This is a genomic window from Salinisphaera orenii subsp. halophila YIM 95161 (genome assembly GCF_003732545.1).
Classification (GTDB): domain Bacteria; phylum Pseudomonadota; class Gammaproteobacteria; order Nevskiales; family Salinisphaeraceae; genus Salinisphaera; species Salinisphaera orenii_A.
In genome coordinates this window covers 189,589-209,175 of the sequence record NZ_AYKF01000001.1, presented here as the reverse complement: position 1 = coordinate 209,175, position 19,587 = coordinate 189,589, and the positions used below count along the sequence as shown (strand labels likewise).

Below are 19,587 nucleotides of genomic sequence, written 5' to 3'. Positions count from 1 at the left end.
CTCTGGTCGCGCCGGCCGTGGCCGCAATCGAACGACCCATCGATAGACCGGTTCCCGGCGATCGTGGTCCTCACGTTTGCCGCATCGCTGGCCGGGGTGGGCCGCGCGATGCCCGGTACACCGCGCATGAAAGGCCGGCTGCTGCGCAGCGGCAGTGCCGCCGCGCACGATCAGCGACGTCATCATCCGGTCGTGTTCGTGCGTCTGCAACGGCAACGCCTGCGGCGGGTCTTGCCGCATCAGCTAGCGATCGTCGGCAGGGCCATCCAGGGTCTCGATGACCGCGGCGATCACGCCCTCAGCCACGGCCCCGGCACGCCCCTCACCTTGTCAGATGCGCGCTATCGACGAACGGTGTGGCGTCTCCTTCGTCGCTGAGTCGAGGCTAGAGCACCCAGTACAGCGTCAGCGGTATCACCGCCAGCGCGACCACATGGCCGACCGCCACGATCGCCGCGACCTGCTGCGGCGCGATCTCGAACTGCTCGGCGAGCATGTAGTTGAGCACCGCCGGCGGCAGCGCGCCGAACACGATCAGCAATGCGGCCAGCGGCGGCTCCGGCTGCGTGATCCACACCCACGGCACCGCCACGAGCAGACCGGTCACCGGGCAGGCGAGGCCGCCCCAGAAGCCGGCCGTCCACTGGCCCGGCGCGCCGTCGGCCAGACGCACCCCGAGGGCGACCAGCATCAGCGGAATCGAGATCTCGCCGAGCATGCGGATGCCCGGCTCGATCATCGCCGGCGCATGCCAGTCCATGACCATGAACAGCACCCCGGCGAAGGTCGCGACCAGCATCGGATTGGTGAGCAGGCGTCGCAGGCGGATGGCGTCGCCCAGCAGCCACAGCCCGAGGGTGAACTGCAGCAGGTTCTCGGTGACCAGCAGCACCACCGCCAGCGGCAGGGCGTCCTCGCCGAAGGCGAGAATCGCCAGCGGCAGGCCCAGATTGCCGCAGTTGTTGAACATCGCGGGGCCGATGTAGATCGCCGGGACGCGCCCGGTCGCGCGGACCCAGATCCAGGCGAGCAGTCCCGAACCGAGCACGATCACCGCCGCGCCGACGGCCGCGATCACGAAATCGTCGCCGCCGGCCGAGCGTTCGGTGAGCGCGTGGAAGATCAGCGCCGGCGTGAAGATGATGATGTTCAGGCGATTGGCGTCGCGCAGATCGGTCGGGCGCTTGCGCCCGTAGGCGTAGGCCAGCGCGATGACGCCGAACACCGGCACCGTGATCTCTAGAATCCGAATCAGCACGTCAGCTCCCGGCGGGCCGTGGGCGGGCGATACAAGGCGGCACAGTCTAGCTGTATTGCGCAACGAATGCCCGCCATCGACGGGCGGGCGCATGCGTATACTCGGGCGCCGTATTTCGCCATGAGAGAACGCCATGTTCATCGCCATGAACCGTTTCCGGATCAAGCCCGGCTGCGAAGAGGAATTCCTCGCCATCTGGCGCGAGCGCGACACCCATCTGCAGGACGTGCCGGGCTTTCGGCAGTTCAACCTGCTCCAGGGGGCGACCACCGACGAGCACACGCTGTTCGCCTCGCATTCCGAATGGGAATCGCGCGCGGCCTTCGAGGCCTGGACGCAGTCAGAGGCGTTTCGCAAGGCGCACGCGAACGCCGGCGCGCGCAAGGACATCTACCTCGGCCCGCCGCAGTTCGAGGGCTTCGACGTCAAGATCTAGCGGGATGAGACGCCGCCGCGGGCCGTTCAAGCGCCCGTCGGCCGGATAACGATCGTCGCCGATGTCGAGCCGGGTGGTCGGCGGGCGCCGGACGCCTCGTACCGGCAATCATCGAGACGGGAATCAATCGCCCGATGCGATCCAGCCCGGCTGGCGCGCCGCTGGGCGCCCCCGCTTATCGTTGCGCGCCCGGCGAAGTGCGTCTCGGGAAAGGACGTTCGCCCCTGCGCCGATGCGGCGCCTCGGTGCCTCGGTGCCTCGGGCCTTTGGCCGAGCCGAGCGCAGCGGGACGCCGCTCGGCCGGGACCATGCCGTCGCTAAACGCGTTCGGGCGCCGCTGCCCGGCGCCGCGCCGAGGCATGATGGACGCCTCGGATCGACGGCCACTAGTCTGCGATATGCAGCGCCACGCCCGCGCCGTGCAACGCCTCGGCGAGCGATGCCGGTGGGGCTTGATCGCAGATCACCGTGTCGATCGCGGTCAGCGCGCATACGCATTCGAGCTTGTCGGGGCCGAACTTGGCCTGATCGACGAGCAGGGTGGTGCGCTGGGCGCGTTCGATCATCATCCGTTTTACCGCCGCGAGATCGCTGCCGACCTCGGTCGGCCCGTCCGCGGTCAGCGCGCCGCAGCTCGAAAAGCAGTGGTCGGCGTTGAATCGGGCCACGAATGCGGTGCAGAGCGCGCCGTAGCCGGCGTTTTCACGCGCATCGAAACGTCCGGGCGCGAGCAGGATCTCGAAACCCGGGTTGGCAGCCAGCGACTGGGCCATGGTGGCGCTGTTGGTGATGATCGTCAGCCGGCGGCGTTCCACCACCAGACGGTGCGCCAGATGCAGACAGGTCGCGCTCGCATCCATCATCAGCACCTCGCCGTCGTGGACGCGGGCCGCCGCCCGGGCGGCCATGCGTCGGCGTGCGTCCCCGTTGAGCTCGCTGCGCTGGCCCAGGCTCGGCTCCCGCGCGGTATGCAGGGCGGCGGCGCCGCCGTAGGTGCGCGCGAGCAGGCCCTCGGCGGCCATGGCGTCGATATCGCGGCGAATGGTTTCGGCGGACACGTGAAAGCGCGCGGCCAGGGCGCCGATTCGTACCATCGGCTGCGAAGCCAGCAGCGCCCGGATATCCGCCCGGCGCCGGGCTCGGGGCGTGCGTTCGCGTGATTCGGTCGTGCTCATGCGCAGGGCCCGGGCTAACGAATGTGGTGTGTGCCACATAATAGACCGAATAGCGCACTTCTATGTGGTGTTGGTCACGCGATAGTGCAAAGACGGCTCCCGTCGCCGGCGACCTGATTCTCGGTAAAACATGGTCATACGGGACAAAACTGCTTTGGCATGTCAGTTGCTTGGGGTTTTACAGGCCCATGAATGTGGCGATCACCATGTCGATCTGCTATCAAGGACGTGTCATGAAGCAGCCGAGCAACGTCACCCGATCCCGAGGCGATCTTCCGGCGCCGGCGGCCGATCGCGCCTTCGATCAGTTGGACGCGGCGGCGCAACGCGCCCATCTCGATGATGTGGCACGGCGCGCGCTGGCCCGCTGGAATCTGCCGGCCGATAGCGCGCTTCGGCTGCTCAGCCTGTCCGAGAACGCGACCTATCGTGTGGATGCGCCCACGCTGGAGGCTCCGGCCGCGCTGCGGGTACACCGCACCGGCTATCACTCGCGTGCCGGCATCGAGACCGAACTGGCCTGGATGGCGGCACTGCGCGAGGAGGCCGGCATCGACACGCCGCAGGCGATCGCCGGTGCCGACGGTGGCTTCGTGCAGTGCGTGGACACGCCGGCACTGGCCGAGTCGCGTTTCGTCGATCTGTTTCATTTCATTCCCGGCGCCGAGCCCGACGAGAACGCGCTGGCCGGCCCGTTCGAGCAGCTCGGGCGCCTGACCGCGCGGCTGCACACGCATGCGGCGCACTGGCAGCGGCCGGACTTCTTCGAGCGTCTGGTCTGGGATTTCGACGGCTGTCTGGGCACGCGCTCGCATCTCGGCCATTGGCAGCAGGCGCCCGGGCTCGACGCGGCGGATCGCGCCGTGCTCGAGGCCACCGCCGCCTGCATCCGCGAACGGCTGGCCGGCTACGGCACCGCGCCGCAGCGCTTCGGCCTGATCCACGCCGATCTGCGCCTGGCCAATCTGCTCGTCGACGGCGACACCACCCATATCATCGATTTCGACGACTGCGGTCTGGGCTGGCATCTCTACGATCTGGCCACCGCGCTGAGCTTCATCGAGACCCGCGACGACATCGACGCGCTCGTCGCCGCCTGGCTGCGCGGCTATCGCGAGATCGGCACGCTCGACGCCGCCGACGAAGCCGAGATCCCCACTTTCATCATGATGCGCCGGATGACCCTGCTCGGCTGGATCGCCACCCATCCGAGCGCGGACATGGCCATCGAACAGGGCGAGTCGTTCGCCCGCGACACCGTCGCGCTCGCCGAGCGTTATCGCGCCCGCTTCGCCTGACCCGCCTCCGCTCGAGGAACACTGCATGACATCGGATACCAAACGCGCCTTTCTCGAACGCAGCAAGCGGGTGTGGAACCCGCACAAGACCCAGGAATGGCAGAACCGCGGCGTGGATATCGTGCTCGACGCGCGCGAGGGCTACTGCTTCAACGATCTCGACGGCGCGCGGCTGATCAACATGCATCTCAACGGCGGGGTCTACAACCTCGGCCACCGCAATCCGGAGGTCATCGCCGCGGTGACCGAGGCCATGCAGCGCTTCGACATCGGCAACCATCATTTCCCCTCCCTGATGCGCACCGAGCTCGCCGAAGCGCTGATCGCCACCGCGCCGCACCTGGACTACGCGATCTTCGCCAGCGGTGGCGGCGAGGCGATCGACATCGCCCTCAAGACCGCGCGCCACGCCACCGGGCGCCGGCGCATCGTGTCGCTGGAGAACTGCTATCACGGCCACACCGGGCTGGCGGTCCAGGCAGGCGCGCCGCGCTTTGCCGACATCTTCCTGTGCGAACCCTCGCCGGACGAGTTCACCCAGGTGCCGTTCAACGATCTGGCGGCGATGGAAGCCGCGCTCGCGGGCGGCGACGCGGCCTGCGTGATCATGGAGACGATTCCGGCCACCTACGGTTTCCCCATGCCCGAGCCCGGCTATCTCGCGGCGGTGAAGGCGCTGTGCGAGCGCTACGGCGCGCTCTATATCGCCGACGAGGTCCAGACCGGGCTCATGCGTACCGGGTCGATGTGGGCGATCACCGGCTACGGCGTCGAACCGGATCTGCTGGTGACCGGCAAGGGGCTGTCGGGCGGCATCTATCCGATCGCGGCGGTGCTCGCCCGCGCCGAGGCCGCGCCCTGGCTCAACGAGGACGGCTGGGCGCATATGTCGACCTTCGGCGGCGCGGAGATCGGCTGCGCGGCCGCGCTCAAGGTGCTCGAGATCAGCCAGCGTCCCGAGACCCGCGCCAACGTGGCGGCCCTGTCCGACTATTTCGAGCGCGCGCTCTCCGAGCTGCAGCAAAAGCACGCGGGATTCTTCACCGGCGTGCGCCGGAACGGGCTGATCATGGGCCTGGAATTCGATCACCCGCGCGGCGCCGAGCCGGTCACCCGCGCGCTCTACGAACACGGCGTCTGGGCGATCTTCTCGGCGCTCAACCCCGCGGTGCTGCAGTTCAAGGCCGGCCTGTTGATGGACGAGGCGCTCGCCGCGGACGTCATCGCCCGGCTGGATGTCGCCATCGAGGCCGCCCGCGCCGAGCTGGCCGCCGCCTGACCGATTCGTTTCAACCGGAGTCCGCCATGATTTCCTCCATCAAAGGCCGCTCGGTGCTGGTCACCGGCGCCAGTCGCGGTATCGGCAAGGGCATCGCGCAGGGGTTCGCCGCCGCCGGCGCCCGCGTGCTGATTGCCGCGCGCTCGCAGGAGGGCGCCCAGGCCGCGGTCGACGCCATCCAGGCCGAGGGCGGCACGGCCGCTGTCACGGTGGCCGACGTGACCGACCGCGACCAGCTCGTCGCCGCGGTCGATCGCGCGGTCGAACTGTACGGCGGGCTGGACGTGCTCTGTGCCAATGCCGGCATCTTTCCGGATACGAGTCTGGAGCAGATGACCGAAGCGCAGTGGGACGAGGTTGTCGATACCAATCTCAAGGGCTGCTTTCTGAGCGTGCAGGCCGCGATTCCGGCGCTCAAGCAGAGCGAGGCCGGGCGCGTGGTCGTCACCTCGTCGATCACCGGGCCGATCACCGGTTTCCCCGGCTGGACGCATTACGGGGCGAGCAAGGCCGGTCAGCTCGGCTTCATCCGGACCGCGGCGATCGAGCTCGCGAAGTACGGCATCACCGTCAACGCGGTCATGCCCGGCAACATCGTCACCGAAGGCCTCGAGGAGATGGGCGAGGACTATCTGCGCCAGATGGCCGCGGCGATCCCGCTCAAGCGCCTGGGCGGGGTGGCGGACATCGCCAACGCCGCGCTCTATTTCGCCTCGCGTGAGGCGGGCTATGTCACCGGCCAGACGCTCGTGATCGACGGCGGCCAGATCCTGCCGGAATCGTTCGAGGCGGTCGGTTAGCCAAGGCCTGTCAACGCGACATGCGAGCGCCGCCGCGTTTGAGCCGCACATCGTGTGCGGCCAGGCGCGAGTGGCCGGTCGTGGCGCCACGACGAAGACGTGTAACGCCGCGGCGCATTTAGGGGTGTTTCCTGAGCGGCCCAACCCGAAGGGCCAGGCGCTTTGGTGCGGCAATCCAGCGTCGTCGCACGCTGGCGCTGAATGCCTGCGCGGCGCGCACGACGCCCATAGTCACTTTTCAGGAAGCGCCCGGCGCGGGCTCGTGAAGCGTTAACAGGTCCTAATCGTCGGGTGCGCCGCGGGTGTCCGCTTCGGCGGCGATCTCCGGGGGCGGCCCGCCGGGCCGGCGGCGCAGAAAGCGCGCGAAGCGGGGCAGACCGTTGGCAGTCTCGCCGTTGTGGCGATAGGTGATCCAGGAACCGATCGGCGGCGGGTCGGCGCGCTGCTCGTCGGTGAAGCCGCTGCCGATGGCAAACTCGCGCCCGTCCGGCGTGACCACGTCCAGTGACCCCATCAGGCCGTCGAGCCGGCCCGCGCCGGGATTGATGCCGACGACCTTCGCCTCGGCGTCGGCGTAGGGCTTGAGTTTGAGCAGATCGTCGCTGCGACCGGCGTGATAGCGCGCGCCGCCGCGATGCAGCATCAGGCCCTCGCCGCCCCGTGCAAGTACGGCATCGAGTGCCGCGTCCAGCGCGCGACCGTCCGCGACCCTGAACTGATCGATCGCCACGACCCAGGGTTGATCGATGCGTGCGACCACCGCGCGGATCGCTGGCACGCGCGCGTCGAACGGGCCAGGATGATCCGGCAGGTCGAACACGCGATAGCTCACGTCGCGCCAGGCGGCATCGCCGGCCTCGTGGGCACGCACGATGCCGGAGACACGCGCGAAGTCGCCGCGCGCGGTCCACAGTTCGCCGTCCAGCGCGGTGTCGGGCCATCCGGCCGTGAACCAGTCGGGCGGATCGACGCGCACGCCGCCGCGGGTCAGCAGATGCTCGCCGTCCCAGTAGCCGCGCACGCCGTCGTATTTCTCGCTCACCCAGTACTCGGTCAGGTCGACGTCGCCGTCATAGGTCTCGGCGAGCGTGACGCGGGGCGGTTCGTCGGCGGCGGCCGCGCCGGCCGCCAGCAGCCCGGTGACGGCGGCCAGCAGGACGAGCGTGGCTAGCGGACGGTTCTGTATGCGACTCGACGTCATGGTCTCTGTCCCTGGGCCGTGTGGCCCGCGCGGCTGTTTTCACGGCGGCCGCTGTCGGGTGGCCGGCATGCGCTCTCTCCTGTCCTATCGGCGCGAGCGTCCGATCACTTGATGGCGGGCGCGATCTTTTCGTCCGGCACCGCGCTGGGTGGGGGCGCTGGCCTGCGCACGCGGTCTCATGGACGGGGTCGGGCTTGCCGGCCACGGTCGACGGCCTCGCGGCGTGCGCTCGCGTTCCGCTGTGCCGGCAAGGCCGCGCCGGTCGAGCCGCGCTCGCCGGCCGGCGATGCGGGCCGGGTGACGAGACGGATGATGCATCCGCCGTGCCTCACGGACTCGCCACGCAAGACCGCGACGGGCGCGCTGTCGAACGCTCGTGTCATCGACGCGGCGTGCAGGTGTTCATGTCGGCGGCTTGATCCTGTGCCCGGTTCAGCTGGCCCTGATTGACGGGTAGCGCCGCCTGGTCGCGGGTACGCGTTAGCTCGCGACTTGACGCGCACGATGGGCCTTAGCATGCCGCGTGGCGGTCGCCAGCTGCGTACCGCCTATGATCAGGCGCCGGCTTGATCACGCCCCGGGGCGGTGCCGCGAGCCCGCGGCCCGGGATGGATCGGCCTCGCGGGCCGGGCTGGCGGAGCGAGATCGGTGGGGCGCCGGGCCATGGGGGGTCGGCTGATCCCGTGCCGGGCGCGCCTATCGAAGGCTCGTGCGAGCGCCGGCTGTCCGGCTGTAGCCGTACCGCGCACGGATCGGCTTCTGGAAAATCGACGGCGACAGGCGCGATCGGGAGATTGCACCGGTAGCCGAAGCGATGCGCACCGCGCCGCCGCCGATACCGCGTCAGTTTCCGGGACTCAGCACATGGCCCAGGCCGTCGAAATGCACCAGGGGATCGGCGGCGTTGGCCACGATCTCCGAGCGGGCGAGCACGAAGCTGCGGCCGGTGATGGTGTTGTTGACCACGTCCCGCGAGCCGCCCTGGCTGACGTGCGTGAATTCGCCGATGAAGCGGGTGTCGCGCAGGGACACGGTCTCCAGCCGGTCACCGGGCTGGAGGTCGCCCTCGTGGTGCATGAGCGCGAGCCGGGCGGAGGTGCCGGTGCCGGTGGTGCTGCGGCAGATCACCCCCGGGTGGACATAGGTCGCCGAGCGCGAGCGATAATGGCCGCCGGTGACGGTCTCCACCGGGCCGAGGAAATGCAGGAACGGCAGCGGCCCGACGTCCCCGAGCTCGTAGTGGGAGAAGCCCTTCTCCTCACGGATCGCCTCGACGATGGCGTGGGCGCAGTGGGCCAGCCGGTCCTCCTCGGCGAGCGTGAGCTCGAAGCCGAGCTCGGTGGCGTCGACCAGCGCGTAGAAGCCGCCGCTGTAGGCGATGCTGTAGGTCACGTCGCCCAGCAGCGGAACGTGCACGCTCGCGCGGTAGGTGTCGATATAGCTCGGCAGGCCCTGGCAGGTGATGGCCTCGACCGTGCCGCGGTTCACGCGCGCCTCGATCTGCACCAGGCCCGCCGGTGACTCGAGGGTGAACTGCTGGCGGCCTTCCTTCTTCTCCACGATGCCGGCCTCGAGCAGGGCGGTCGCCGTGCAGATGGTGTTGGAGCCGGAATAGATGGGATACCCCATCACCTCCATGATGATGTAGCCGGCCGCGGCGTCCGGGTGGCAGGCCGGCACGACCAGGTCCACCGACATCTCCGGAATGCCGTAGGGCTCCTCCAGCAGCAGGCGGCGCAGCCCGTCGGCGTCGTCGCGCAGGTATTCCATCTGCTGGCGTACGGTATCGCCCGGCAGCGGGTTGACCCCGCCGGTGACGATGCGGCTGACATCGCCGCCGGCGTGGGTGTCCATCAACTGGAGGGTGAGCTGTTCGTTCATCGGCCGTGGTCCCGGCAGTGGTGGTCGTGTGTCCCGGCCGTGGCGGCCGGACGGCGGTCATGGCGGTGGTCGACGCCCCGGCGGCGCGCGTTGCGGATGCGCCGATCGCACAACCGTCTGGGAGCGACGTGTTCGTTTCGGTGGCCGCGGCCCTTGGCCGACGGCGTCACGGGCGCCTCAGCCCGGCAGCGCGTAGGGCGCGCCGTGCTCGGCCCACTGGGCGTCGGGCACGATCACGATCTTGCCCAGATAGCCGCTCGAGCGCTCGACGAAGTAGCGTTCGGCGGCGTGCAGCTCCGACAACGGGAAGGCGGCGTGCAGCACCGGTCGCAGTTCGCCCGAGCGGATCCAGGCGACCAGCTGTTCGGCCTCCTCGCGGGTGCCGTGGGACACGCCGAAGATCTGGACCTGATAGAGATAGATCACCGTCCAGAGGATCTCGCTGACGTTGCCGCCGCTGGCGCCGGCGATCGACAGCCGCGGGTAGGTCGAGCGCGCGTTCATGTCGAACGTCATGGCATCGATGAAGCGCAGCGTCATCTCGCCGCCGACCAGATCCATGACGGCATCCAGCGGCGCCCCGCCCGTGGTTTCGCGCACGCGCTCGACGAAGCCGTCCATGTCGGAACGATCCAGCACCGCTTCGGCGCCGAGCGCGGTCAGGGCGTCGGCCTTGTCCGGCGTGCTCAGCGCGTAGGGAATCGCGCCGACGATGCGGCAGAGCTGGATCAGCGCCGTGCCCACACCGCCGCTGGCGCCGGTCACCAGCACCCGCTCGCCCGGGCCGACGCCGGCTGAGGTCATCATGTGGTAGGCGGTCTGGTAGGAACACATGCCCATCGCCGCCAGCTCGGCGTCGGCGAGTTCCGGGTTGGCGACGGCGTGGAACTGGTCCGAGGGCACGGCGACGTACTCGGCGAAGCCGCCATCCGCGCCGTGGCCGTAGTAGTCCGGTGTGAGATTGATGTCCCGGCGCGGGCTGGCGTAGATATTGAAATCCAGCAGGCCGCGTTCGCCGATGCGGCCCGCGTCCACGCCGTCGCCGACGGCGGCCACCCGGCCCACGATGTCCGCGCCCTGGATGCGTGGAAAGGTCAGCGTCGGCGCGCCGCCGATGGCGAACGAGGTCACGTCGCCCTTGTCCCGCGTCGGATACAGCCCCTCGCGGGCCTTGCGGTCGGTGTTGTTCTTGGCGGTGGCGGTCACCCGGACCAGGACTTCGCCCGGCGCGGGTCGGGGCACGGGCACCTGCGCGTCGTGGACCAGCGCGTCGATGCCGCCGTGGCCTGTCAGCCGCATCGCGGTCATGGTGTCCGGTACGGAGTGTTGCGCCATGTTCGCGGTTCCTGTGACGGGATTCCAAAAAATCTGTCGCGACGATATCAAACGCCGTCCGCGGGCTCGTACAGAGACGATCAGCCCGCGGTTCGGCGCCGGGCGGGCCCGCGTGTCAGCGGGCGTCGATGACCAGTTCGCGCAGCCGGGCGGTCACATCCTTGCGGCGTTCGAAAGCCTCGCTTTCGGCCAGCGTCACCGCCATCGCGCGATCGTGCGCCGGCACGACCGATCGCACGTGCCGCGTCTTCTGCGTCTTGTAGTCTTCGTAGGCGCCGTAGCAGTCGGCCTGGGCGCGCATCGCGACCGCCTGCGCATCCAGCGCGGTATCAGCTGCATGTGCCATGGCGGCGCCGTGGGCACACTGCCAGTACCGCGTGAAGGCCGCGTCGGCATCCGCCTCGGGCCCGCCGGCGCAGCCGGCGAGCAGGCAGAGGGCAAGCGCGGTGCCGATGAACCGACGCATGGCGTCTCCGAAAAAGGCGATCGAACCCACAGGATACGCCAGATCCGGGGCGCTGATCGGACGTCAGTCGCGGTCGGTGGACGACGGCGTGTTCGGCGGCCTGCCGGTACGCGCGTTCTGCGTCGTCTGCGTACCGCTACCGCTGCGAAAGCGCTGATAGCGGGACCACAGCTGGCGCGCGCCGCGCTTGATCTTTTCCTGATTCTGCGGCTTGCGCAGCCAGTTGGCCGCGAAGGCGCCGATGGTGCGTTTCATGAGGGTTTCCCGATCGGTTTTGTCTATTTACCGCTCAATATGGGTGCGACGGGCGGAACGCTCAATAGCGCATGGCCGGACGATGTCGTGGTGGCGGAACCGAACGCCCCGGGCCGGGCTGCGCGCCGCGTTGCGGGCTGTAGCCGGCGCGCCGCGGCGCCGCCTTCGCCGGCAAGGGCCGAGGCGGGGCCACCGGCGGGCCGCGCGGGTGCCGTGTGGGTCGCGAGTTGCGTCCCGCCTGCGCCGGTAGCAGAGTTGCAGGCCGCATCCAAAAAACGAGAACAACGATGGGATACGCGCTGGTCGCGGGCACCTGCGACACCAAGGGCACAGAGCTGCGGTATGCGCGCGACTGCCTGCGTGCGGCCGGCGTCGAGACGCGCCTCGCGGACCTGGGGACGGGCGGGGCCGGCGACGATACCGGCGCCGAGATCACGGCGGCGCAGATCGCCGCGCATCATCCCGACGGCGTCGGGGCCGTGCTCGGCCTGGACGATCGCGGTCGTGCGGTGACCGCGATGGCGCTCGCCTGCGAGCGCTTCGTCGCGGCCCGCGACGACATCGACGGCATCCTCGGTCTGGGCGGCTCCGGCGGCACCGCGCTGGTCGCCCCGGCCATGCGTGCCCTGGCCATCGGCGTGCCCAAGGTGATGGTGTCCACGGTCGCCTCCGGCGACGTCGCGCCCTACGTCGGGCCGAGCGACATCTGCATGATGTATTCGGTGACCGACGTGGCCGGACTCAACCGCATATCGCGCGTGGTCATCGGCAACGCCGCGCACGCGCTGGCGGGCATGCTTCGGCATCCCGTCGCCGCGGGCGACGATCTCAAGCCGGCTCTGGGGCTGACGATGTTCGGTGTGACCACGCCCTGCATCACCCAGCTCACCGAGGCGCTGTCGGCCGACTACGACTGTCTGGTCTTTCATGCCACCGGCACCGGCGGCCAGTCGATGGAGAAACTGGTGGATTCCGGCGCGCTCGCCGGCGTGCTCGACATCAGCACGACCGAGGTCTGCGATCTGCTCATGGGCGGCGTGATGAGCGCCGGCGAAGGCCGGCTGGACGCCGTCGCGCGCAGCGGGCTGCCCTATGTCGGCGCCTGCGGCGCGCTCGACATGGTCAATTTCGGCGCCGTCGATACGGTGCCGGCGCGCTACCGGGACCGGAATCTCTACGAACACAACGCCCAGGTCACGCTCATGCGGACCACGGCCGAGGAGAACCGCCGGCTGGGCGAGTGGATCGCGGCCAAGCTCAACCGCTGCGACGGGCCGGTACGCTTTCTGCTGCCCGAGGGCGGGGTCTCGGCCATCGACGCGCCGGGCCAGCCGTTCCACGATCCGGCCGCCGACGCCGCCCTGTTCGACGCCCTGGAGACGCACGTGCAGCAGACCGCGGACCGGCGGCTGCTGCGCGTGCCGCACCATATCAACGACCCCGATTTCGTGGCCGCGGCGCTGGCGGCGTTCGCCGACGTCATGCCGGCCCGGCCCCTGCGACAGGAGTGACCCCGATGCCCCGATTCGAACGCAGCGCGATTCTCGACCACCTGCGGGACAAGATCCGCCGGCGCCGGCCGATCGTCGGCGGCGGCGCCGGTACCGGCCTGTCGGCCAAGTGCGAGGAGACCGGCGGCATCGACCTCATCGTCATCTACAACTCCGGACGCTACCGCATGGCCGGGCGCGGCTCGCTCGCCGGGCTGCTGGCCTACGGCAACGCCAACGAGATCGTGGTCGACATGGCCCGCGAGGTGCTGCCCGTGGTCGAGCGCACGCCGGTGCTGGCCGGCGTCAACGGCACCGATCCGTTCGTGTCCATGGACGCGTTTCTCACGCGTCTACGCGACATGGGCTTCGCCGGCGTGCAGAACTTCCCCACGGTCGGGCTCATCGACGGCACCTTCCGCGCCAACCTGGAGGAGACCGGGATGGGCTACGACCGCGAGATCGACATGATCCGCCGGGCCCGCGCGCTGGACCTGCTGACCACGCCCTATGTTTTCAGCGCCGAGGACGCCCGCGCGATGACCGCGGCCGGCGCCGACGTCATCGTCTGCCACATGGGCCTGACCACCGGCGGCACCATCGGCGCCGAGACCGGCGTCGATCTGCCGGGCGCGGCCGAGCGCGTCGAGGCCTGGGCCGCGGCCGCCCGCGAGATCCGCGACGACGTCATCGTCCTGTGCCACGGCGGCCCGATCGCCCAGCCGGCGGACGCGCAGTTCATCCTTTCGCGCTGTCCCGGTTGCCACGGCTTCTACGGCGCGAGCAGCATGGAGCGGCTGCCGGTCGAGCAGGCGCTGACCGAGCAGACGCGCCGATTCGTCGATCTCGGCTTTTAGGGCCTGTTAACACGTCATGCGAGCCCGCGCCAGGCGCTGTTGTGCGGCAAGACGAGGCGCCGTGCGCGCCGCGCAGTCCATTCTGCGTCAGCGTGCGACAACGCTGGATTGCCGCACAACAGCGCCTGGCCCTTCGGGTTGGGCCGCAAATCGCGGCCTGCGGCGTTGCCAGTCTTGATCGTGGCGCGCCACGATCGGCGACTCGCGCCTTGCAGAACACGATTTGCGGTCTCCAACGCGGCGTTCGCATGACGTGTTAACAGGCCCTAGTAGACCCCAACCCCAGGAGCGAACATGGAACGCGTATTCGTCAGCCGCGTCATCGACGCCAGCGCCGACACGGTCTGGCAGGCCGTGCGCGACTTCAACGGCATGCCCGACTGGCATCCGGCGATCGCCGACAGCGAGATCGAGGACGGCCGGGCGCCCGACGCGGTGGGCTGCGTGCGCAGCTTTCACCTGGCCGACGGCAGCCACCTGCGCGAGCAGCTCACCGAACTGTCCGACGCCTATCGGATGATGCGCTACGTCATCCTCGATTCGCCCATGCCCGTGACCGGCTACGACGCCAGCCTGCAGATCCTGCCCGTGACCGAGGGCGACGCCTGCCTGGCCTGCTGGGAGGCCGAGTTCGAGGTCTCGCAGGACGACGACGGGGCCACTGTCGACACCGTGACCAACGGCGTCTTCCGGGCCGGGCTGGAGGCGCTGGCGGCGCAGCTCGAGCGGCCCGGGTGACCGCGCGCCGCCGCGGCTGAACGCCGCGGCCGTCTCCCGTACGGCCGAGTCGGGCCCCGCATCGGTCCGGTTTCGATCAGGCCGGGCGTCGCGGCCGCGGGCCGCGGCGAGTACGCCACACGGCCATTCGCATCACCGTGCCAGCGGTTCACGTTTGGCGGCGAGCGGACTGAAGCCACGTCCATGGGCCCGGCCCGGTCGATCAGGCCGACGCGGCCCGCGCCTGGCTTCGTGCGGCGATCGTCATGCACGCGCCGGCGATCACGGCCAGCAATACACAGACGATGAGCACCACGGTCCAGCCCAGCGCGCCGTAGAGCCAGACCATCGCGCTGGAGCCGAGGGTGCCGCCGGCGAAGACCGCGGCCACGAACAGCGCGTTCACCGTCCCCGACTGGCTGCGCGCGAAATGCGCGTTGAGCATCACGATCTGGGTGGCCTGCTGGAAGACCATGCCGGCGCACATCAGCACCACGCCGATCGCCAGCGCCGCGAACGCGCCGTGGATGACCCCGGCCAGCCCGAGCGTGAACAGCGCGCCGGCAGCCAGCGTCGCCCGGGGTAGGCCGCGGCTGACGCGGGTGATCGCGGGCGCGCCGAGCGACGTCACGATACCCACCGCATAGCCGCCGTAGACGACCGCGAGCATCAGCGTGCCGCCGCGTTCGTAGCCCACTTCGAAGGGCAGACAGGTCAGTATCGTTGTCAGCACGGCGAAGGCCAGCGCCAGTCCCGGATAGGACAGGGTCACCGGGTCCATCCAGGACCGTGGCGTGGCCGGCGCCGGGGCGTTGCCCGTGCCCGCAGGCGCCAGTTCGTCGGTGACCACCGGCGGTCGGCGCAGCAGCGCCACCGAGGCGAGCAGCAGCGCGGCGATGGTCAGGCTGCCGAGCTGCCAGTGCGCCAGCGCGATCGAGGCCACCGCCAGCAGCCGGCCGGCCACGCCCCCGACGATGGTGCCGGCGGTGTAGAAGGCGAGGTCGCGCCCCCGGTTGTCGGAGTCGCGCAGGTTCGAGGCACCGGTGATCACGGCCGGGATCAGCAGCGGCAGGAGCAGCACCTGCAGCCCGCGCAGCGCGAACCAGAGGCCGGGCGAATTCGCGAATGCCTGGGCGGCGAACAGGGCCGCCAACAGCACTTCCGTGACGATCACGATCCGCATCGCCCGCGCGACGGTGATCAGGCGCCCGAACAATAGCGGCCCGGAGGTCAGCACGATGAAGGCCAGCGTCATCGGCATCGCGCCCCAGAACGGCGTCGTGTCGAAGGCCTGTTCGAGGCGCGCGGCCAGCGGCTGCGGATAGTAGATGCAGGCGGCTGCCGCGGCTCCGGCCGCGCCGAGCTTGAGGGCGTCGCGAAAAGCGGTCATGGCGCATCGGTTGGGGAGGCGGCTGGGTCCACGAGGCCGGAATCCGTCGCCGATGGCAAGCCCCGCGCCGAATGCGCGGGGCGGATGACGGCCCGTGGTCGGCCGTGCGCCGGGCTTGGCCGGCAGCGGTGCCACCACGGCACTTCCGGGCGCGCGCCGGGTCCAAGCCGGAGACGAAACGCCGGGCCGTCGGGCCCGCGCCGCACCGCAACGGAGTGACGAGTCATGACACATCCCGCGATTACGCCTGGGTCGCGCCCCCTGCAACGGCTGGCCGCGGCATGCGTGTTCTGCCTGGCCGCCGGCGCTGCGAGCGCCGCTGCCGCCTTCGAGATCCGCGGTAGCGAGGGCACCCGGCTCGAGGCCCGCGAGATCGCGACGATCGACGGCCCCTGGGCGATGACCTTTCTCCCGGACCGGTCGATGCTCGTCACCGAGCAGCGCGGGCGGCTGCTGCATGTGAGCCCGGCCGGCGAGACGACGCCGGTCGGCAACGTGCCCGAGGTGGCGTACGGCGGTCAGGGTGGCCTCGGCGACGTCGTCGCCGATCCGGACTTTGCGGACAACGGCCTCGTCTATCTGTCCCATGCCCGCATGGGCGCGGACGGCGACACCCGCGGCGGCGTGGTCGTGCGAGCGCGGCTGGACGTCTCGGGCGAGGCGCCGGTGCTGCGCGAGGTCACCGAGCTCTGGCGCCAGCAGCCGTTCGTCTCCGGCAGCGGTCATTTCTCGCACCGCCTCGCCTTCGGTCCAGCGGGCACGCCGCAGGCGGGTTATCTGTTCATCACCTCGGGCGATCGTCAGAAACAGACGCCGGCCCAGGCCATGGACGGCAATCTGGGCAAGGTCGTCCGGCTGAACACCGACGGCAGCGTGCCCGAGGACAACCCCTTCGCCGATGCGGGCGGCGTCGCGGAACAGTTCTACAGCATCGGCCACCGCAATCTGCTGGGCATCGACTTCGACGCCGACGGCGGGCTCTGGGCGCACGAGATGGGGCCGGCCCACGGCGACGAACTCAACCGCGTGGTCGCCGGCGGCAACTACGGCTGGCCCGAGGTCTCCGAGGGCGATCGCTACAGCGGCCGGTCCATCCCGGCCCACGACACCCGCGATGCCTTCGAGCCGCCGGCGGTGGCCTGGGTGCCGTCGATCGGCCCCGCGGGTCTGGTCATCTACGACGGCGGGACCTTCGCCGGCTGGCAGGGTGACGCCCTGATCGGCGGCCTCGTGGCCGAGGCCCTCGTGCGCGTGGCACTCGACGGCGCCGAGGCCCGCGAGGTCGAGCGCTACGAATGGGGCGAGCGCGTGCGCGAGGTCGAGCAGGGGCCCGACGGCGCGACCTGGGTGCTGGAGGACGGTGCCGGCGGTCGTCTGCTCCGGCTGATGCCGGCCGCCTGAGGACCTCGGCATCGACGGAGTGCGTCCGGCGGGTCGGGATCGAGGCGATCGTTTTCGTGCCGCGCCCGGTCCGGTCGTCCGCGCCGGCCCGGCGGTTCCGGTTGGCCCGCTCCAGCTGGAGCCGTGCGAAGACGACGGGCTCCGCGCCAATCGTTTATGCCCGCGCCGCGCTCTCGTGTCCGCTTGGCCGAGTCGCATCCCGGCCGCGGATGCTTGAGCAGCGCCGGGCGGTTTTTCGGTCCACGCGGGATGACAACGGGCCGCGATCGTCAGGGTCGCGGTCCTCGCCGGAGAGAATCGCCGCCGGCGGCGGACTGTCGCTCGAACGATCCCGGTCGGCCCAGATCGGCGGTCGCGATCGTCGGCTGCCGCTTCAAGGCCTCGGGCGATGCAGCGCCAGCGCGTCGCGCGACCGGCGCGCACCTCTGTAGACTACAGACTCCGGCGCCCCACGGCGCCGAAGCCCATACACCGGCCGGAATCGTCCATGACCGAAGAAAGCGCCTACACCCCGCCCGCCGTCTGGACCTGGAACAAGGACAGCGGCGGCAAGTTCGCCAGCATCAACCGCCCGGTCGCCGGGCCGACACACGACGCCACGCTGCCCGTCGGCGACCATCGCTTCCAGCTCTATTCGCTGGCCACGCCCAACGGCGTCAAGGCCACGGTGATGTTCGAGGAGCTGCTGGAGGCCGGCCACGCCGGGGCCGAATATGACGCCTGGCCCATCCGCATTCAGGACGGCGAGCAGTTCTCCAGCGGATACGTGGCCATCAATCCGAACTCCAAGATTCCGGTGATGGTCGACCACGGCCACGCCGAGCCGCGGCGGGTGTTCGAGTCCGGTTCCATCCTCGTCCATCTCGCCGAGACCTTCGGCGCCTTTCTGCCCGCCGACGGGCCGATGCGCACCGAAGCCATGAACTGGCTGTTCTGGCAGATGGGCAGCGCGCCCTATCTGGGCGGCGGTTTCGGGCACTTCTACGCCTACGCCCCGGAGAAGATGGAATACCCCATCGATCGTTTCACCATGGAGGTCAAGCGCCAGCTCGACGTCCTCGACCGCCGTCTGGCCGACAGCGAATATCTCGCCGGCAGCGACTACACCATCGCCGATATCGCCACCTGGCCCTGGTACGGCGCGCTCGCGCTCGGCCGGCTCTATGACGCCGGCGAATTCTTGCAGGTGCAGGAATACACCCACGTGCAGCGCTGGGCGCAGGCGATCGATGCGCGGCCGGCGGTGCGGCGCGGGCGCATGGTCAACCGTCTATGGGGCGACCCGGCGGAACAGCTGCCCGAGCGCCACGACGCCAGCGACTTCGAGCGGCGCACCGCGGACAAGCTCGACGCGGACTGAGTGCGCCTGGATCGGCGCCTCTCGGCATCGAGGGGATTGCTTGGATTCCTCGAAATCCATGGCCGGCCCGGCCACGATGTCTTCGGCGTCCGGGCCGGCCGCCCGATGCCGGCCCGGCGGCCAACGGCACCAGGGGGCTCGTCCCCATGGCGCCGTGCCGAGGCCTCAGCCCGAGGCGAGCGCCCGCCGGCGCCGCACCAGGCCGGCAAGACCGATCAGCCCGAAGCCCAGCAGGCCCGCGGCCGGTGCCGGCACGGGGATCGTGTCCTCGTCGACCACCCAGCGGCCGGTCCCGGCGAAACAGGGGTCGACGTAGTTGCCCGTGCAGTGACCCGTGCCGGTAAAGTAGTCGCTGTTGACGTCTGTGACCCGCCAGTACGGCCCTTGCCCGTAAGCCCGGAAATTGTGTTCTATGCCAAAGATGTACAGGCTCCCGTCCAGATAGCCGTCTTCCCGGAATCGAAGGGTGGTGCGGAGCGTCTTTTGAGCCAGGACGAAGTACGTGCTTTGCGGTGAAGCGGACGTGCCGCCGTTAGGTGAAATACTTACGCCCGCGCGGATGATCGGGCTGTCGGGGTAGGGGTCCTCAATGGTACCGGTAAAAGGATCGCCCTCTGGGCCCGGCGTATAGTTCCGGGTCAGGCTGCCCGAACGATAGGCCGCATCGGTGACGACGATCTGGCCGCCCGTGGCCTGCACGTAGGAGCCGCCCGTGCCGGCGTCGGCCTCGAAGTTGTAGACCACGCTCGCGTGCGCGCCCTGAGTCACGCAGAGTCCGACGAGTGCGGCCGCGGCCGCGCCTATGCCTTTATGCATTCCCTGTCCTTGTAGTACTGGTCGAGGTCGCTTTTTCGCAAGGCGCGTTCCAGCCGCGGCAGGACGCGCCGGGGGCGGCTTCGGGCCGGCACCGCTCATCGTGGATGTAAGGTGAGCCGACACCTATGCGGGGCGTCGCGGTGGCGCCTGCGCGCGGTCCGTGGTGGCCTCG

19 protein-coding genes are annotated in these 19,587 nt (G+C 69.9%); 10 read left to right on the top strand and 9 right to left on the bottom strand.

All coding sequences use genetic code 11. The features are described 5' to 3' along the window. Window positions 1-63: 63 nt before the first annotated feature. Window positions 64-378, top strand: a complete 315-nt coding sequence (locus SAHL_RS00930) for a hypothetical protein (protein WP_123589527.1) — start codon at window positions 64-66, stop codon at window positions 376-378. A gap of 7 nt (window positions 379-385) precedes the next feature. On the opposite strand, the gene SAHL_RS00925 is transcribed toward SAHL_RS00930, so the two are convergent. Further along, the gene (locus tag SAHL_RS00925) at window positions 386-1,258 is read right to left on the bottom strand and encodes an AEC family transporter (protein ID WP_123589526.1); all 873 of its coding nucleotides are present in this window, start codon (window positions 1,256-1,258) and stop codon (window positions 386-388) included. Window positions 1,259-1,391: 133 nt separating this feature from the next. Here SAHL_RS00925 and SAHL_RS00920 point away from each other — a divergent pair, with 133 nt between their 5' ends. Next, complete coding sequence (locus SAHL_RS00920) at window positions 1,392-1,694, top strand: antibiotic biosynthesis monooxygenase family protein (protein WP_123589525.1); 303 nt, start codon at window positions 1,392-1,394, stop codon at window positions 1,692-1,694. Between the two features lie 386 nt (window positions 1,695-2,080). On the opposite strand, the gene SAHL_RS00915 is transcribed toward SAHL_RS00920, so the two are convergent. Then, window positions 2,081-2,869 (bottom strand): DeoR/GlpR family DNA-binding transcription regulator, encoded by a 789-nt coding sequence (locus tag SAHL_RS00915; RefSeq protein ID WP_123631868.1) that lies wholly within the window; start codon window positions 2,867-2,869, stop codon window positions 2,081-2,083. A gap of 233 nt (window positions 2,870-3,102) precedes the next feature. On the opposite strand from SAHL_RS00915, the gene SAHL_RS00910 reads away from it, so the two are divergent. Genes SAHL_RS00910 through fabG form a run of 3 tightly spaced genes read left to right on the top strand, consistent with a single transcriptional unit; the run spans window position 3,103 to window position 6,246 of the window. After that, on the top strand, window positions 3,103-4,167 hold the full coding sequence (locus SAHL_RS00910) for a phosphotransferase enzyme family protein (RefSeq protein ID WP_123589593.1): 1,065 nt from the start codon (window positions 3,103-3,105) through the stop codon (window positions 4,165-4,167). A gap of 25 nt (window positions 4,168-4,192) precedes the next feature. Next, the gene (locus tag SAHL_RS00905) at window positions 4,193-5,446 is read left to right on the top strand and encodes a class-III pyridoxal-phosphate-dependent aminotransferase (RefSeq protein WP_123589523.1); all 1,254 of its coding nucleotides are present in this window, start codon (window positions 4,193-4,195) and stop codon (window positions 5,444-5,446) included. 26 nt (window positions 5,447-5,472) lie between these two features. Then, complete coding sequence (gene fabG / locus SAHL_RS00900; protein ID WP_123589522.1) at window positions 5,473-6,246, top strand: 3-oxoacyl-ACP reductase FabG; 774 nt, start codon at window positions 5,473-5,475, stop codon at window positions 6,244-6,246. Window positions 6,247-6,526: 280 nt separating this feature from the next. On the opposite strand, the gene SAHL_RS00895 is transcribed toward fabG, so the two are convergent. The 5 genes from SAHL_RS00895 to SAHL_RS00875 all read right to left on the bottom strand — a co-directional run bounded on the left by SAHL_RS00895 (window position 6,527) and on the right by SAHL_RS00875 (window position 11,384). Continuing rightward, window positions 6,527-7,447 (bottom strand): DNA ligase, encoded by a 921-nt coding sequence (locus tag SAHL_RS00895; RefSeq protein ID WP_123589521.1) that lies wholly within the window; start codon window positions 7,445-7,447, stop codon window positions 6,527-6,529. An 843-nt stretch (window positions 7,448-8,290) separates the two neighbouring features. Further along, window positions 8,291-9,328, bottom strand: coding sequence for a proline racemase family protein (locus SAHL_RS00890; RefSeq protein WP_123589520.1), 1,038 nt, complete (start codon window positions 9,326-9,328; stop codon window positions 8,291-8,293). Between the two features lie 177 nt (window positions 9,329-9,505). Then, on the bottom strand, window positions 9,506-10,663 hold the full coding sequence (locus SAHL_RS00885; protein WP_123589519.1) for a zinc-binding dehydrogenase: 1,158 nt from the start codon (window positions 10,661-10,663) through the stop codon (window positions 9,506-9,508). Between the two features lie 115 nt (window positions 10,664-10,778). Beyond that, window positions 10,779-11,129 carry a hypothetical protein gene (locus SAHL_RS00880; protein ID WP_123589518.1) on the bottom strand — a complete coding sequence of 117 codons (351 nt, stop codon included), beginning with the start codon at window positions 11,127-11,129 and terminating at the stop codon, window positions 10,779-10,781. Window positions 11,130-11,192: 63 nt separating this feature from the next. Beyond that, window positions 11,193-11,384 (bottom strand): hypothetical protein, encoded by a 192-nt coding sequence (locus SAHL_RS00875; protein ID WP_123589517.1) that lies wholly within the window; start codon window positions 11,382-11,384, stop codon window positions 11,193-11,195. Between the two features lie 287 nt (window positions 11,385-11,671). Between SAHL_RS00875 and SAHL_RS00870 the strand changes: the two genes are divergently transcribed. From SAHL_RS00870 to SAHL_RS00860, 3 genes are all read left to right on the top strand, one after another. Continuing rightward, window positions 11,672-12,895 (top strand): Tm-1-like ATP-binding domain-containing protein, encoded by a 1,224-nt coding sequence (locus SAHL_RS00870; protein ID WP_123589516.1) that lies wholly within the window; start codon window positions 11,672-11,674, stop codon window positions 12,893-12,895. Between the two features lie 5 nt (window positions 12,896-12,900). Further along, window positions 12,901-13,731 carry a phosphoenolpyruvate hydrolase family protein gene (locus tag SAHL_RS00865; RefSeq protein ID WP_123589592.1) on the top strand — a complete coding sequence of 277 codons (831 nt, stop codon included), beginning with the start codon at window positions 12,901-12,903 and terminating at the stop codon, window positions 13,729-13,731. 294 nt (window positions 13,732-14,025) lie between these two features. Beyond that, on the top strand, window positions 14,026-14,469 hold the full coding sequence (locus tag SAHL_RS00860; protein WP_123589515.1) for an SRPBCC family protein: 444 nt from the start codon (window positions 14,026-14,028) through the stop codon (window positions 14,467-14,469). A gap of 202 nt (window positions 14,470-14,671) precedes the next feature. Here the strand turns inward: SAHL_RS00860 and SAHL_RS00855 are convergent, their stop codons facing one another. Continuing rightward, complete coding sequence (locus SAHL_RS00855; protein WP_184947116.1) at window positions 14,672-15,838, bottom strand: MFS transporter; 1,167 nt, start codon at window positions 15,836-15,838, stop codon at window positions 14,672-14,674. Window positions 15,839-16,063: 225 nt separating this feature from the next. Between SAHL_RS00855 and SAHL_RS00850 the strand changes: the two genes are divergently transcribed. Then, window positions 16,064-17,239, top strand: coding sequence for a PQQ-dependent sugar dehydrogenase (locus SAHL_RS00850; RefSeq protein WP_123589513.1), 1,176 nt, complete (start codon window positions 16,064-16,066; stop codon window positions 17,237-17,239). Between the two features lie 487 nt (window positions 17,240-17,726). Then, the gene (yghU, locus tag SAHL_RS00845) at window positions 17,727-18,599 is read left to right on the top strand and encodes a glutathione-dependent disulfide-bond oxidoreductase (protein ID WP_123589512.1); all 873 of its coding nucleotides are present in this window, start codon (window positions 17,727-17,729) and stop codon (window positions 18,597-18,599) included. 165 nt (window positions 18,600-18,764) lie between these two features. On the opposite strand, the gene SAHL_RS00840 is transcribed toward yghU, so the two are convergent. Next, window positions 18,765-19,415: a hypothetical protein gene (locus SAHL_RS00840; RefSeq protein ID WP_123589511.1), complete on the bottom strand. Its 651-nt coding sequence runs from the start codon at window positions 19,413-19,415 to the stop codon at window positions 18,765-18,767. Between the last annotated feature and the right edge of the window lie 172 nt (window positions 19,416-19,587).